This is a genomic window from Micromonospora sp. RTBAU3-60 (assembly GCF_054963695.1).
The window spans coordinates 39,889-53,729 of record NZ_JBUEGB010000044.1; the positions used below are offsets into that span (position 1 = coordinate 39,889).

A 13,841-nucleotide genomic window follows, 5' to 3' on the forward strand; every position below is an offset into this window, starting at 1 on the left:
TGTGGACGGACGCGTCGGCGTGGATTAGACCTGGCCGACTTTGTAGAGGCGGTCGGCCACCTCCACCAGGTCCAGGCCGGCCGTCTCGGGCAGACAGCACCCGATGAGCCGCCGGCACGCCTGCCCCCAGGCGGCGGGCAGCGCGTCGTACCCGGCCAGCGCGCCGCACAGCGCGCCGGCCAGCGCCGGAGCCGAGTCGGCGGTGCGGGCCACGCAGGCCGCCGCGGGTACGGCCTCGGCCAGCCGGCCCCGCGCGGCGGCGACAGTCGCGAACGCCACCGCGAGGGTGTCCGCGGCAGCCACTCCGTAGGTGTAGACGTGGTCGAGTACCTGCTGGTCGAGGGCGGGCACGAGGGCGAACGCGCCGTCGGTCGGGTCGGCCAGGGCGAGTGCCGCCCGTACGTCCCGGCCCACGGCACTGTCCGCGGGCAATTCGGCTAGGGCGGCCTCCAGCGTTCGTGCCAGGTCGCCGTCCGTGGCGATGGCGACCGCTACCGCCGCAGCCACCGCTCGGGCCGCGTGGACGCCGTCGCCGGATTGGGTCACCACCGCGTCGGCCTCGGCGAGCGCCGCGGCGGCAGTCGGGGCGCCGGGGTAGCGCGCGCCGATGGCCACTGCCCGGACCGCCGCCGCGTCGTCGAAGTGGTGCGGGTTGTCGTGTCCGCTGGCCGGTGGATCGATGCCGCGGCGCAGGTTCTCCAGCGCGGTGCGCACCGAGATCCGTCCCCACAGGGACGGCTCGTCGGCCCGCAGCGCCAGTTTCCGCCAGGCCGCCATCAGCGCCTCCCGGTCGCCGTCTGCCGGATCGGCCGTCGAGTCCTGACCGGCGCCGCCCAGCAGGGCGGTGGCGGTGAAGGCGGCCCATTCGGCATCGTCGCCGGGTCCGAGCATCAGCGGTCCCACCGGCTGGTTGAGCGCGAAGGGAACCGGGAGCGTGGTGAGGCTCCGTTCGTCGGCGTACCGGTCGAGCGTCGGCCTGCTCCGCCGGATCCAGTCGACCATCAGGTGCGAACGGTGCCAGCCCGCGGGCCAACCCGCGGCGTCGCCGATCGCCAGGCCGACGAGGGCACCGCGTACCCGGTCGCGCACCTGCCCGGTCATGCGGTCCACATCCCGTCGCGAAGGGCGGCTGCGGCAACGAGGTCGGCGGCGTCCATCGGGTGCCGGCCGGCGACGTCATCGACGCAGGCCCCGGTCAGTGGGCCGATCTGGTCGGCCCAGCGGGTGGGGACCGCGCCCCGGCCGCGCCCGGCGCCGGCCAGGGCTCCGGCGATCGCGCCGATGGTGTCGGCGTCCCGGCCGAGGTTCACCGCGGTCACCACGGACTCCTCCACGTCGCCGTCTGCGGCGAGGTAGGCCCCGACGGCGAGTGCGACCGCTTCGGGGGCAAGATCGGAAAACGGGTAGAAGCGGGGTACCACCGCGTCGTGCAATGCCTCGGTGAGCGCGTCCCCGCGGGCACCGCCGGCGGCCACCACCGTCGCCCGCGCCAGGGTGCGCGCGAGCCAACTGTCGGCCGGCACCGCCGCGCGGGCCGCCTCGGCAACGCGAGTGGGCGCGGCTCCGGTCATCGCGACCGCGACGGCGGCCGCGACGGCACAGCCGCCGTGGAGACCCTCGCCGTCCATCGATACCGTCCCGTCGACCATGGCCAGCCGGGCGGCCACGTCCGGCTGGCCGGCGGCGTAGACCCCGTACGGCGCCGCGCGCATGGCCAGCCCGTCACTCCACGAGTGCCGGTGCCGTCCGGTGTGCGGCGGGTCCCAGCCGCGCGCCAGGTTCAACACCGCGGCCAGTTCGCTGAAGCCGGCCGCGCCGAGCGTCTCGCGGGGCACCAGCGCCGTACGCCACGCGTCGGCCACGTGCGCCGGGCTCAGGTCGCGGCCGTGCCGGTCGAGCAGGTTCGCGACGAAGACGGCGTACTCGGTGTCGTCGGTGCCACTGATCCGGCCGTCGGCGTCCGGCAGCAGTTCGGTCAGCCGCCCGAACTCGGCGCGGATCTGCGCCGGTTCCAGAGTCTCCACGGGCCGGCCGAGCGCGTCGCCGACGGCGAGCCCGAGCAGGCAACCGCGGGCTCGGTCGGCGAGCACGTCGTACGGAAGGCTGCTCATCGGATCGCTCCGGCGGTCAGCCCGGCCTGGATGTGGCGCTGGAAGACCACGTAGACCACCAGCACCGGCAGCATCGCGATGACCACACCGGCGAACATGGCGCTCCAATCACTGCGGTATCCCTGGTTCACCGCGAGTGCGGCGAGGCCCTGGGCCAGCACCTGCCGGTCGGGGTTCGGGTTGAGCACGACCGGCAGCAGGTACTGATTCCACAGACCCAGGAAGTTGAAGATGGCGACGCTGATCAAGCCGGGTTTGGCCATCGGCAGCATCACGCGGAAGAAGGCCACCTCGTGCGAGGCGCCGTCGATGAAGGCGGCTTCCGCGATCTCGTTGGGCAGGGAGCGGAAGAAACCGGTCAGGAAGAACACCGTGAACGGCAGCGCGTACGCCGTGTAGACCAGGATCAGCCCCTGGTACGTACCGATCATGCCGAGTTGGTCCACGACGAAGAAGAGCGGCACCAGGGCGAGGAAGACCGGGAAGGTCATGCCACCCACGAAGAGGTAGTAGACGACCCGGCTTCCGGGAAAGTCGTAGCGGGCGAGGGCGTAGGCCAGCATCGATCCCAGCAGCATGGTGAGCACCAGCGCGCAGCCGACCACGATCACGCTGTTGAGGAAGAACTGCCCGAGATCGGCCTGGTTCCAGGCGCGGGCCCAGTTCTCCCACCGCGGCGTCGCCGGCAGCCGCCACGGGCTGTCGAAGATCTCCGCGTCGGTCTTGAACGAGCTGACCACCGCCCACAGCAGCGGGAGGACGACCAGCACCGCCCAGACCACCAGGAAGGCGTGCGAGAAGGCGTTGAAGAGGCCTGGTAGGCGCCGGCGCGGGAGCTGCGGCGGGCTGGCCGTTCCCGGTGCGCTGGCCCGGGCGATGGGCTGTTGGGTCAGGGTCATGGCTGCTTCCGTCTCAGTACTCGATGCGTTCGCGCCGGGTGAACCGCAGGGTGAGCGCGGCCAACGCGAGGGTGAGGAAGAACATCGCAACCCCCATGGCCGAGGCGTAGCCGAAGCGGCCGTAGACGAAGGCGTTGCGCCACAGGGTGAGCCCGAGCACTTCGGTGGCGTTGTCGGGACCACCGCCGTTGAGCCCCACGGTCAGGATCTGCACGAGGGCGAAGCCGTCCATCGCCAGGATGCCCAGGTAGACGTAGGCGACCTGGACGGTGTCCCACAGCAGCGGCAGCGTGATCCGTCGGAACGTGACGAACCGGCTGGCGCCGTCCATCGCCGCCGCCTCCAGGACGTCCCGCGGAATCGACTGCATCGCGGCGGAGAAGAGCACCACGTAGAAGCCGACCGACCCCCACACCATCACGGTCATCACGGCTGGCAGGGCGAGGGACGGTACGGCCAGCCAGGGGCGGGTGAGCGAGCCCAGCCCCACTGCGTTGAGAGCGCCGTTGAGCAGGCCCGAGTTGGGGGTGTAGACGAACTGCCAGAGCACCGCGACGATGGAGACCGCCAGCAGCTGCGGGAAGAAGTAGACGATCTTGTAGAACTTCGCGCCCCGTACCCCCTGGATCGCCGCCCGGCCACCGCGGCCGGCGAGATTGAGCATGGAGGCCAGGAAGAGCGCGATGCCGATGGTGGCCAGTGGCACGACGAGCAGCATCACCGCGTTGTGGCGCAGCGCCGTCCAGAACAGCGAATCACCGGCGAGCCGCGCGAAATTGTCCAGCCCGATGAACTTCTGTCGGGCGGAGACCCCGCGCCAGTCGGTCAACGCCAGGTAGAACGCCTGGGCGTACGGCGAGATCACGAAGACCGCGTAGAGTGCCAGGCCGGGTAGGACGGACCAGGCCAGGAACCGGTACTTGCCGTGCCGCATGGCCGCCTACCGCTTGTGCTTCGCGATGGTGCTGTCCTTGGCCACGTCGTCGGCCGCCTTCTGCATCCGGTTGATCCAGTCGCCCGGCTTGATGCGCTTGGTGAGCAACTCGCCCGTCGCGTTCGACACGGCGGTGCCCATGGTCGGGTACCACTCGCCGAAGTTGAGGGAGACGACGTTCGGACCCGCCGCCGCCACCATGGCGGCGACGGAGGCCAGGCCGGAGGTCATCGCGACGCCCTCGGTGCCCCCGGCGGTGCTGGGCAGGGTGGCCGCCAGCTCCGCGAACTTCTTCGCCGCCGGCTTGGACACCAGGGTGCGCAGGAACTCCAGGGCACCGTACGGGTTCTTGGCCTTCGTCGGCACGATGAACGACTCGCTCGCGGCACCCTGGATCGCGGTGCCCGGCAGCTTGTCCGAGCTGGACAGGGCGGGCATCGGGGCGACCACCATGTCGAAGCCGGCCGGGGTCACCGCCTTCTGCTCACTCTCCAACCACGACCCGCACGGGATGAACGCGGCCTTCCCCTGGCACCAGGCGTTCTGCGCCTCGGTGTGCGACAGCGCCTCGGATCCGGGCAGGAAGAAACCGCGGTCGACGAGTTGGTAGATCGCCTCGACGGCGCCGACCATCGCCGGGTCGCGCCAGGCGTTCGGCTCGAGATTGTCGAGCTTCGCCATGAGGTCCGGCCCGCCGGCCTTCATGGCCATCGAGAACAGCGGGTCGTTCATGTACTCGGGATACTTGCCCTGGTAGGTCCAAGGCGCGATGCCGGACTTCTTGATCTCCGCACAGAGCGTGAGCATCTCTTCCCAGGTCTTCGGGTACGTCCAGCCGTTCTTCTCGAACAGGGGCTTGGAGTACCACAGGCCGTACACGGTGTAGGCGATGTTGAGCTGGTAACACGTGCCGTCGACGCTGCCCTTCGCCACCACGCCCGGCAGCAACGTGTCGCGTACGGTCTTGCTCTTGTCGTCGATCGACGGCGAGTCCAGCACCTCCTTGAGATCGCGCAACTGGCCGTCGGCGATCAGCGAGGCGATGTCGAGCCGACCGGCACCGGTGTTGTCGATGACGTCCGGCGGGTCGCCCGCGACGAACCGCGGACGCAGCACGTCGCCGACCTTCTGAATCCCCTGGTGGTTGATCTTCACCCCGGGGAACCGCTGCCGGAACAGCTCCTCGTCGAACTTCGCGTACTCGTCGCTGTAGCCACCCTTGAAGATGACGATTTCCAGCGGCTTGTCGGTCGGAGCTCCCAGCGGATTGGCTTCGCTGGTCGAGCCCCGATCGGCGGTCGTCGTCTTGTCATCGCCGGCACCGATGGCGCAGGCCGCGAGCGATCCGGTCACGGGTGCGGCGAGCAGCGCCGCGGCGATTGCCCGACGCATCAGGGTGCGGCGGGACTGCACCACGTGGGGCAGCAAATGGGATGTGGTCACGGCAACCTCGCTTCGTAGTCAGGCGTTACGGCGAATCCGGCCGGCGTAACGAGCCTCTAGTTCGTGGTTGTGCTCGTCCCCGCCGGGGATGTTGGCGGAGAGGTAGATCGGCGGTCGCTCGCCGGCGGCCAGCAGGCGTTGGACGACCTCGACGACGACCATCTGCGCGAGCGTCGCCGCGGTGATCGAGGAGACGGCGCCGATCGCCCCGCCTTCGGGTAGCGGCAGGACGGCGTCGCCGTACGGCGCGCCGTTGTCCAGCACCACGTCGGCGAGGTCCGCCAGACGGTGGCCGGAGGGATGGCGTGGGGAAACCCGCGTGGTGTGCTCCAGGGAGGTGATCGCGATGAGGGCGTGCCCCCGCTGCTTGACCAGGTGGGCGAGCTCGACAACGACCCCGTTGACGCCGGAGTTCGAGGCGATCACGAAGACGTCCCCGGCAGCGACCGGCGCGAGGGCCAGGATCCGTTCGGCCACGGTCGGATCGCGCTCCAGCATCGCGTCTGCGAGCACGCTGGTCGGCTCGCCGCCGAACAGGACGATGTCGCGCAACGCCAACCGGTTGGTGGGGACGAGTCCGCCGGCCCGCCCGGCGATCTCCATGGCCAACGCCTCCGAGTGGCCGGCGCCGAACGCGTGCACCACCCCGCCGCCCTGGATCGCCGCGCTGATCAGATCGGCCGCTTTCTCGATCTCGGCCGACTGGCTGCTGGCCACCCTTTCGAGTCGATCGCTGACCGCGGTGAAATAGGCCTGGCTGGTGAGGGTCATGCTTCCTCCGGCTTCGGTGCGGGCCGCGTACGGCCGTTGGCTACCCTGCGTCTGCCCCGCCGACCGGCCGCGCGACGCGAGTCGTCAGCCTCGTCGGGAAGTCGATGGCCGGCGACCGCCTCGGCGGTCACTTCGAAGGCCGCGCTGCTGCGCTCGAAGGTGCGTTGGGCCAGCACCACGTAGATCAGGTCGAGCACCAGCAGTTGCGAGTGGACGGCGGCGAGCGCCTCGGCCCGGAACGTCGTCTCGTGCGCGGCCGTGGTGAGGACCACGTCGGCCACCTCGGCCAACGGCGAGCGCGGGAAACTCGTCACCGCCACCGTCGTCGCGCCGTGGCTGCCGGCCTCGGCGAGCATCTCGATGATCTCGTGGGTACGCCCCCCGTGGGACAGCCCGATCGCGACATCGCCGGGACGCAACAGCGCGGCGTTCGTCAGCGCGGTGTGCACCTCCGCGCGTGCCCAGCAGACCACCCCGATGCGCTGGAGCCGGAAGGCCATCTCGGCCGCGACGGTGCCGCTGCTGCCGATTCCGAACAGCTCCACCCGCTTGGCACCGGCGAGCGCGGTGACGACCCGCTCGAGGGACTCGCGGTCGAGCCGGCCGACGGTTTCCTGGATGGCCCGGGTGTCCGCGCTGGCCACGATCTCCAGCACCCGGTCCAGCGGGTCCTGCGGAACGATCTCCCGGCCGATGTCCAGCTCCCAGCGGGCCTGCGCCGCCCGGCCGGTCTCGGTCGCGATCGCCACTCGCAGCGCCGCATACCCGGAGAAGCCGAAGACCCGGCAGAACCGGGTGATCGTCGCGGTCGAGGTGCCGCTGCGCTCGGCCAGATCCACGATGGTGGCCAGCGCGGCCTCGGCCGGATCGGCGAGCAGTTGTTCCGCGACCCGCTGCAGCGCGTCGGGCAGCGTGGGCAGCTCGGTGCGGATCCGCCCGAGTACACCGCCCGTGGGCTCCGTGGCAGCCACCATCAGGGAATTCCTTTCACTACCGTCGACTGGCAGTGAAAATTACGATCAGGGGCGCTCGCATGTCAAGGATCGAGAACATTTTTTTCATGCACCTTGCCTCGATCGCGCAGCGGCCCGCACGATGTCCGCGCTACCGACCACCCACATCTGGAGGTGCCCCATCTCCGGCAGCCAACCTCTCGTCCTCGGGCTCGACGTGGGCGGCTCGTCCTCGCGCGCCTTGATCACCACCGCCACCGGCGTACCAGTCGGGTACGGACGCGCGGGCGGCGCCAATCCCGTCTCAACGCCGCCGACGAACGCCGCCGCCACCGTGGCGGAGGCCGTACGCGCGGCCCTGGCCGGCGTCGACCCGGGCGCGATCCGGGCCGCCGTGCTCGGCATCGCCGGTGCCGGCGCGTTTGACGAGCCGGCCACGGCCGCCGCTTTCCAGCGCGCGTGGGCGGACCTGGGGCTGCGCTGCCCTGTCCAGGTCGTCGGCGACGTGATGGTCGCCTTCGCGGCCGGTACCCGACAGCCCTCCGGCACCGTGCTGATCGCGGGCACCGGGGCCATCGCCGCCCAAATCCACGAACGCACGTTGGTGCGCAGCGTCGACGGCCTGGGCTGGCTGCTCGGCGACGAAGGCTCGGGGTTCTGGCTGGGCCGGGCGGCGGCGCAGGCCGTCGCCGGCGCGCTCTACGCCGGCGGTCCACCCGGCCCGCTCGCCGTGCTGGTGACTCGGCAGCTGCTCGGAACGGAGCCCGGGACGGCGCCCCGGGAGTGCGCCGACGCGCTGGTGCGCACCGTGTACGAGCGACCGCCGACCCGACTCGCCCAGCTCGCACCGCTGGTGGCCCGCGCCGCCGACGCCGGCGACCCGGACGCCAAGGCGATCGTCCGATCGGCCGCCGATCGCCTGGCAGCCTCCGTCACCGCGGTCCGCGAGCGCGCCGACGGCACGCCGATCGTGCTCGCCGGCAGCGTCCTCACCGCCGGCCAGATCTTCCAGGAAGCCGTCCGCCGGCGGCTCAGCCGCCGATGGTCGGCGCCGGTGCTGGTCGCGGCGCCAGGCGAGGTCGGGGCCGCCTGGCTCGCCGCGCGGACCCTACCCACCGTTGACGACGACGCCGCCGCGGCGCTGCACGATGCGCTACGGGTGGCCGCCCTGACCCCCGCGCCTGCCCCGTGACCGCCGGTCGCCAGGGTCGCCGCCCGCTGACGCCTTGTGCCGCCAGCCAATCTGCGAGGCCGACAGCCGCCTACCGAGCAGGCCCGGCGGCGACTCGTCGCACCGCGTCCACCACCAGCTGCGGCTGGCCATAATGGACGTAGTGGTCGGTCGTGTCGGCGACCACGTGTTGTCCCCGGCTGGACAGTGCGGCCAGTTGGGCGTGATGCTCGAGCACCTGGCGCGGCTGCCCGGCTGCGGAGATCACGACCACCGGCCGGTCCTGCCAGGCTCCAGGACGTACCGTTGACTGCACCAAGCGCGCGCTGTCCACAGATGCTTCGGCTTCGCCGGCGGCGGCTGCCATGCTGGTGCTTCGATACACGACCGCCGCATGCTCACGTACCGCCTGCGGCGCGCCCGTACTCACGGCCATCCCCGGGGCCAGGCGCACCACACCGATCCGCGCGGCGAACCGGAAGGCTGCCATCTGCGCGCGGATGACCGGGGCGCTCGCCTTCAACGTCCCGGTCTCGCGCTCGTCGGTGACGTCCACCAGCACCAGACCCGCGGTCTCGCCAGGCCAGCGGTCAGCGAACAGACGCACCACGAACCCACCCAGCGAATGACCGACCAGGACGTAGGGCCCGTGCTCGCCCGCTTTGTCCAGGAGAGTGTGTAACTCATCGGCCAGCCGCCCGGCGTCGCGCCGGCCGGGCCCCGGATCGCTCCACGCATAGCCGCCGCGGTCATAGCTGCACGCCCGGATCCGGACCGTCGCCGAGGCCTCGGTCAGCATCTGTTGCACCGTCGCCCACGTCGTCGACGACTCGCCGAGCCCTGCCTCGAACACCACGGTCGGTGCCTTGTCGGCCGATCCGGTGCAGTTCAGATGCAGCCGGCGCCCCCCGATATCGATCAGCCGGCCCGGCGCCGGATGCCGCTGACCGTCACCCCGCCTCGACAGCGTCTCGTAGGTCCAACCAGAGCCGCTGACCACCGCGAAGACCACTACCAGACCAACGACGATCCGCAGCAACGCACGCCGCCAACGCGTCCGGACACGCCGGCGAGGCTCGGCCACGCCATCAAGACGTTCTCCCACACCCTGCGACGGTAGGCACCCGCCACTCCTGCGGCATCCACCTGCGGTCGCGCCGGCCGTACGACTCGCGTCGCCGCCGCCCCACGCCTCTCTCCACCTCCTGGCGGACCGGTTGCTTGCCGACTGCTAGGGGATCGCCCCTACGGCCCAGGACGACGCGAGGAGGAACTCGTCGAAGGTACGTGGTGGCTGGCCGGTCCGGCCGCGTACGTTGCCCCAGGGTGGCGCCCAGCCAGCTGGCCGCAGCCGGATGTGCAGCCCGGCGGTTACCGCGTCCCGCCAGCGCTCGCGGCTGGCTGCGGCGCCGCGTCGCGGGGCTGGGGCACGCTGCGCTGGGGGAAGGCCCGCGTTGCGGCCAGGATGGCGAGCAGCACCAGGGCGATCGTGGCCGCCGTGAAGATCGCCGCACTCAGCGCCGTTCGGGGGCCGTCGGCCAGGGTGCCGGCGTAGACGGCCGTGAGGGTCGCGACGCCGACTGCGCCGCCGAGCTGCTGGAGCGATTGCAACAGGCTCGCGGCCGACCCGCGGTCCGCCGGCCCGGCGCTGGAGAGGATCCGGGTGTTCGCCAGGGTGAAGAACATGGGCGGCCCGAAGCCGAGAATGAACATCGCGACCGCGCCGACCCAGTACGGCGTGTGCGGTGCGAGGAGACCGAACAGGGCCACCCCGGCGGCGGCGAGGGCCGCCGCGAGTCCGGTGGTGGCGCGCTCGCCGAGCCGTACGGCGAGGACGGGTGCGAGCCGTCCCGCGATCATCACCGAGGCGGTGAACGGCAGGAACGCCAACCCGGTGTGCAGCGCGTCGTAGCCGAGTACGTCCTGGTAGAGCAGTGTCGCGGTGTAGAAGAAGCCGAGCATGGCGGCGGGCATGAGCAGCATGCCGGCGTAGGGGACGGCCCGTCCCAGGCTCGACAGTAGGCGGCCCGGGACGATGGGATGGGTGACGCGGCGCTCGACGACGACGAGCGCGGCGAGGGCGACCAGCGCGGCGGCGAAGGCGGCGAGTGTCGCCGGGGAGGTCCATCCGCCGTCGCCGCCGGTGGAGAGCCCGATCACCAGTCCGACCATCGCAATCGACGATGCGCCGGCACCGGCCAGGTCGAGCCCGACCGGCGAGCGCGTGGCCTCGGTGACGAAGGCCCGCACGCCGAGGATGACCAGCGCGCCGATCGGAACGTTGACGAGCATGACCCACCGCCAGCCGACCGTGACGGTCAGCAGCCCTCCAGCGATCAAGCCGACCGCGCTGCCGAGGGAGGCAGCGATCATGACGAGCCCCATCGCGCGGAGGCGGGCCTGGCCGTCGGGCGTGTTGGCGAACAGCAACACGAGCACTCCAGGAGCGGCGAGGGCGGCGCCGGCACCTTGGAGCGCGCGGGCCGCGATCAGGACCGCCCCGTCCGGGGCGATGCCGCCGATCGCGGACGCGAGGATGAACACGGTTACCCCGATCAGCAGCGTCCTGCGCGGCCCGACAAGCGTCCCGATCCGGCCGCTGACCAGCAGGAAGCCGGCGAACGCGACCGAGTACGCCGACATCACCCACGCGAGTTCGACCGGGCCCATGCCGAGGTCCGTGCGGATGTGCGGTAGCGCCACGGTGACGATGACGCCGTCGACCATGAGCATGAGTTGGCAGGCCACGATCGACGCCACCGCCCACCCGGATCTGCCGTTCATCGCACGGGGCATCTGGTGTCCTCCGCTCTCGTTTCGATATCCTTAACCGGAGCCTGTCTCCGCTTCACCGATAGTGGAGACTGTCTCCGCTTAAGTCAAGGAGGTCATCGCGATGACATCGCCGCCCCGTGGCCGAGCCCTGCGCGCGGACGCACGCCGCAACCGCGACGCGATCGTGACGACGGCACGCGAACTCTTCGGGCGGGCCGGCGTGTCCGCGTCGCTTGACGAAATCGCGCGCTGCGCCGGCGTCGGCGCGGGCACGCTCTACCGCCATTTCCCCACGCGCGAGGACCTGGTCGCCGCCGCCCTCGTCGACAACATGGCCGCGATGCGTGAGCGCGGCACGCAGCTCGTGGCCTCGAGCGACCCCTTCGACGCGATGCGCGTCTGGCTGGTCCTGCTCGTGGAGCAGATCAGCACCTACGGCGGACTCCCCGACGCCGTGCTCGACGCCGCCAGGCAGGCCGGCAGCGCGCTCGGCACGACCTGCGCAACGATGCAGCAGCTCACCGCCGACCTGCTGCGGCGGGCCCAACACGCCGGGCTCGTCCGCGACGACGTCACCGCCGAGGACGTCTTCACGCTCGGCAACGCGATCGCCTGGGCCGTCACGAGAGACCGCCCCGCCGACGGCGGCCGACACCTCGTCAACCTGGTCATCCAGGGATTCCGACCGGCCGACCACGCAGCGGCGTAGACGCCGGCGTCACCACCCCGGCACGCAACTGCCCGGTGATCCAACGGAGCCGCGAGCGCCGGGCGGCGACCGACACCGACCGATACTCCTGCCCGACCCGGCTGTCGCTGACGGGCGCCCACTCCGATGGCCCGGGAGCCATCAGAAAACGCCCCCCGCAGATCCAGCTACCGCGCCAGGGACCCGACGGCGGCTGGCAAGCCTGACCGAGCGGTAGCAGGCTCGACCGGCACCGGGCCCGCTCACGCGTCGCGTCCCAATGCTTGAAATCCTATTTACCGCGTAGGGATTTTGGGGTTACCTTGGGAGCCATGATCAGCCAGGTGAACCCCCTCGACGGCACCGCGGTCGCCGTGTCCCGGGGCTGTTGCCGGGGCTGGACCACCGCGCGCGGCTGTTGCCGCTGAGCGCGCATCCCTGACTCCTCCCTGTCGCGACGCCGCCGGCTCGACGACGAGCCGCAGCGTGTCCGCGACCCGATCAACGGCCGCTCGGCGCCGCCCCGCACCCACCTGCGGCGGCAGGCGCACACCCGTCGTTCTCGATCAGGAGGAACGTCATGACTGTCATCGACGAACCGCTCGCTGCGGTCGACCCGGACACGTTCCGCGCCCTGCTGCGCCGGCAGGCCGCGTCGGTCGCCGTGGTCACCGCCGCCGGCGACCCGCCGGTGGGGTTCACCGCGACGTCATTCACGTCGGTGTCCCTGCACCCGCCGCTGGTGTCCTTCTGCCTGGCCCGGTCGTCGTCGAGTTGGCCGACCGTCGCCGGCGTGGAGCACGTCGGGGTGCACCTGCTCGGTGAGGACCAGCGGGACGTCGCGCGGACGTTCGCGACCAGCGGTATCGACCGGTTCGCCGCGCACACCGGCTGGCGGCGCGGCCCGTACGGGGTGCCACTGCTGGACGAGTCGGTCGCCTGGCTGCTGTGCCGGGTGACCGAGCGGGTGCTCGCCGGCGACCACGCGATCGTGCTGGCCGAGCCGCTGACCGGTCGCCACGGGGAGGGCGCCCCGCTGCTCTACCACATGGGGCGGTACGCCGCCCTGCAGCCATCCACGAAGGAGTCGTAAGTGAAGTCGTCATCCCATTTATGGCGACGGGCGAGAGCGCCACCGCGCGGGACCAGACCTGGCAGGCCGCCGTCGGCCAGCGGCGTCTGCTCGGCCGCGCCGCACGCGGAGAGGTGCTCGACGACAACCTCTACACCACCCCTGGCAGGTTCGGCGGCGGCGGAGCGGGCACCACCTGGCTGGTCGGCTCCGCCGAGGACGTGGCGAGGTCGCTGCGCAGGTACCAGGGGCTGGGCATCACCCACTTCGTGCTCTCCGACACGCCCTACCTCCCGGAGATCAGGCGCCAGGGCGACGCGCTTCTGCCGCTGCTGCGCGGAGGCCCGGAAGTCGATTTTCAGGAAAAAGCAATCAATCGATCAATCCCAAAGATCAAGCTAAGGTAGGCGGCATGATCGAGAACATCCACAGCGACCAGGTGGCATCCCTGCCACTGCCGCTGCCGCATGGCACGCGTGCCGGCGACTATGTTTTCATCTCGGGCCAGGTGGCCGTGCGGCCCGACGGCAGCACGATCATCGGCGATTTCGATGCAGAAGTGCGGGCGGTTCTCGACAACGTCCGCGCAGTTTGCCGTGCTGCTGGTGGCGATCTCAGCGATGTATGCAAGGTAACCGCATTCCTGCTCAACGCCACCCTGTTCGAACCGTTCAACGCGATCTACCGCGAGTACTTCGCCGACCCGTTGCCGGCCCGGTCGACGGTGCTGGCTCCGCTGTCCAATCCGGATCTGCGTATCGAGGTCGAGGCGATCGCTTACCTCCCCCGCACGGCGTAGCTGGCGTGGAAAGGGGGTCCCGTTCGGGACGGAGCAGTTAGCCGAACCGACCGCGGCCGAAGACATCGGCCCGCCGCCAGCGCCCGGGTATGTGGCGCAGTTCGATCCGGCCGACCTTACTGGGCACCGCCGGCCTGGTCAGCAGGTGATCTCCGCGCGGTTCCATGCCGAGCATGGTCCGCAGCAACAACAGCGGGGCACCTGTTGACCAAGCCTGCGGGCTGC

Annotated in this window: 15 protein-coding genes; 5 read left to right on the forward strand and 10 right to left on the reverse strand. The window is 71.2% G+C overall.

The window, feature by feature from the left end; genetic code table 11:
- Positions 1-24: 24 nt before the first annotated feature.
- From ACY34I_RS29160 to ACY34I_RS29190, 7 genes are read right to left on the reverse strand one after another with little or no spacing between them, the layout of a single operon-like run.
- The gene (locus tag ACY34I_RS29160) at positions 25-1,101 is read right to left on the reverse strand and encodes an ADP-ribosylglycohydrolase family protein (protein ID WP_462758249.1); all 1,077 of its coding nucleotides are present in this window, start codon (positions 1,099-1,101) and stop codon (positions 25-27) included.
- Positions 1,098-2,111 (reverse strand): ADP-ribosylglycohydrolase family protein, encoded by a 1,014-nt coding sequence (locus tag ACY34I_RS29165; protein WP_462758250.1) that lies wholly within the window; start codon positions 2,109-2,111, stop codon positions 1,098-1,100. The genes ACY34I_RS29160 and ACY34I_RS29165 overlap by 4 nt, the downstream gene beginning before the upstream one ends.
- Positions 2,108-3,010 carry a carbohydrate ABC transporter permease gene (locus tag ACY34I_RS29170; RefSeq protein WP_462758251.1) on the reverse strand — a complete coding sequence of 301 codons (903 nt, stop codon included), beginning with the start codon at positions 3,008-3,010 and terminating at the stop codon, positions 2,108-2,110. Before ACY34I_RS29170 ends, ACY34I_RS29165 begins: the two co-directional genes overlap by 4 nt.
- A 13-nt stretch (positions 3,011-3,023) precedes the next feature.
- A complete protein-coding gene (locus ACY34I_RS29175; RefSeq protein ID WP_462758252.1) occupies positions 3,024-3,944 on the reverse strand; it encodes a carbohydrate ABC transporter permease in 921 nt (306 codons plus the stop codon).
- A 6-nt stretch (positions 3,945-3,950) separates the two neighbouring features.
- The gene (gene ngcE, locus ACY34I_RS29180; protein WP_462758253.1) at positions 3,951-5,387 is read right to left on the reverse strand and encodes an N-acetylglucosamine/diacetylchitobiose ABC transporter substrate-binding protein; all 1,437 of its coding nucleotides are present in this window, start codon (positions 5,385-5,387) and stop codon (positions 3,951-3,953) included.
- Between the two features lie 18 nt (positions 5,388-5,405).
- A complete protein-coding gene (locus ACY34I_RS29185) occupies positions 5,406-6,158 on the reverse strand; it encodes a sugar isomerase domain-containing protein (RefSeq protein ID WP_462758254.1) in 753 nt (250 codons plus the stop codon).
- Positions 6,155-7,132: a MurR/RpiR family transcriptional regulator gene (locus tag ACY34I_RS29190; RefSeq protein ID WP_148803459.1), complete on the reverse strand. Its 978-nt coding sequence runs from the start codon at positions 7,130-7,132 to the stop codon at positions 6,155-6,157. Before ACY34I_RS29190 ends, ACY34I_RS29185 begins: the two co-directional genes overlap by 4 nt.
- A 121-nt stretch (positions 7,133-7,253) precedes the next feature.
- Between ACY34I_RS29190 and ACY34I_RS29195 the strand changes: the two genes are divergently transcribed.
- Entirely contained in the window at positions 7,254-8,303 is a 1,050-nt protein-coding gene (locus ACY34I_RS29195) for an N-acetylglucosamine kinase (RefSeq protein WP_462758255.1), read from the forward strand.
- Positions 8,304-8,373: 70 nt separating this feature from the next.
- Here ACY34I_RS29195 and ACY34I_RS29200 read toward each other — a convergent pair whose 3' ends face one another.
- The gene (locus ACY34I_RS29200; RefSeq protein WP_462758256.1) at positions 8,374-9,321 is read right to left on the reverse strand and encodes an alpha/beta fold hydrolase; all 948 of its coding nucleotides are present in this window, start codon (positions 9,319-9,321) and stop codon (positions 8,374-8,376) included.
- A gap of 332 nt (positions 9,322-9,653) precedes the next feature.
- Entirely contained in the window at positions 9,654-11,078 is a 1,425-nt protein-coding gene (locus ACY34I_RS29205) for an MFS transporter (protein ID WP_462758257.1), read from the reverse strand.
- 100 nt (positions 11,079-11,178) lie between these two features.
- Between ACY34I_RS29205 and ACY34I_RS29210 the strand changes: the two genes are divergently transcribed.
- The 4 genes from ACY34I_RS29210 to ACY34I_RS29225 all read left to right on the forward strand — a co-directional run bounded on the left by ACY34I_RS29210 (position 11,179) and on the right by ACY34I_RS29225 (position 13,616).
- Entirely contained in the window at positions 11,179-11,766 is a 588-nt protein-coding gene (locus ACY34I_RS29210; RefSeq protein ID WP_462758258.1) for a TetR/AcrR family transcriptional regulator, read from the forward strand.
- Between the two features lie 559 nt (positions 11,767-12,325).
- Positions 12,326-12,838 (forward strand): flavin reductase family protein, encoded by a 513-nt coding sequence (locus ACY34I_RS29215; protein WP_462758259.1) that lies wholly within the window; start codon positions 12,326-12,328, stop codon positions 12,836-12,838.
- Between the two features lie 20 nt (positions 12,839-12,858).
- Positions 12,859-13,224, forward strand: coding sequence for a hypothetical protein (locus tag ACY34I_RS29220; protein WP_462758260.1), 366 nt, complete (start codon positions 12,859-12,861; stop codon positions 13,222-13,224).
- A 5-nt stretch (positions 13,225-13,229) separates the two neighbouring features.
- Entirely contained in the window at positions 13,230-13,616 is a 387-nt protein-coding gene (locus tag ACY34I_RS29225) for a RidA family protein (protein ID WP_462758261.1), read from the forward strand.
- Between the two features lie 37 nt (positions 13,617-13,653).
- Here the strand turns inward: ACY34I_RS29225 and ACY34I_RS29230 are convergent.
- The coding region (locus ACY34I_RS29230; RefSeq protein WP_462758263.1) for a hypothetical protein at positions 13,654-13,841 on the reverse strand (188 nt) is incomplete at its 5' end.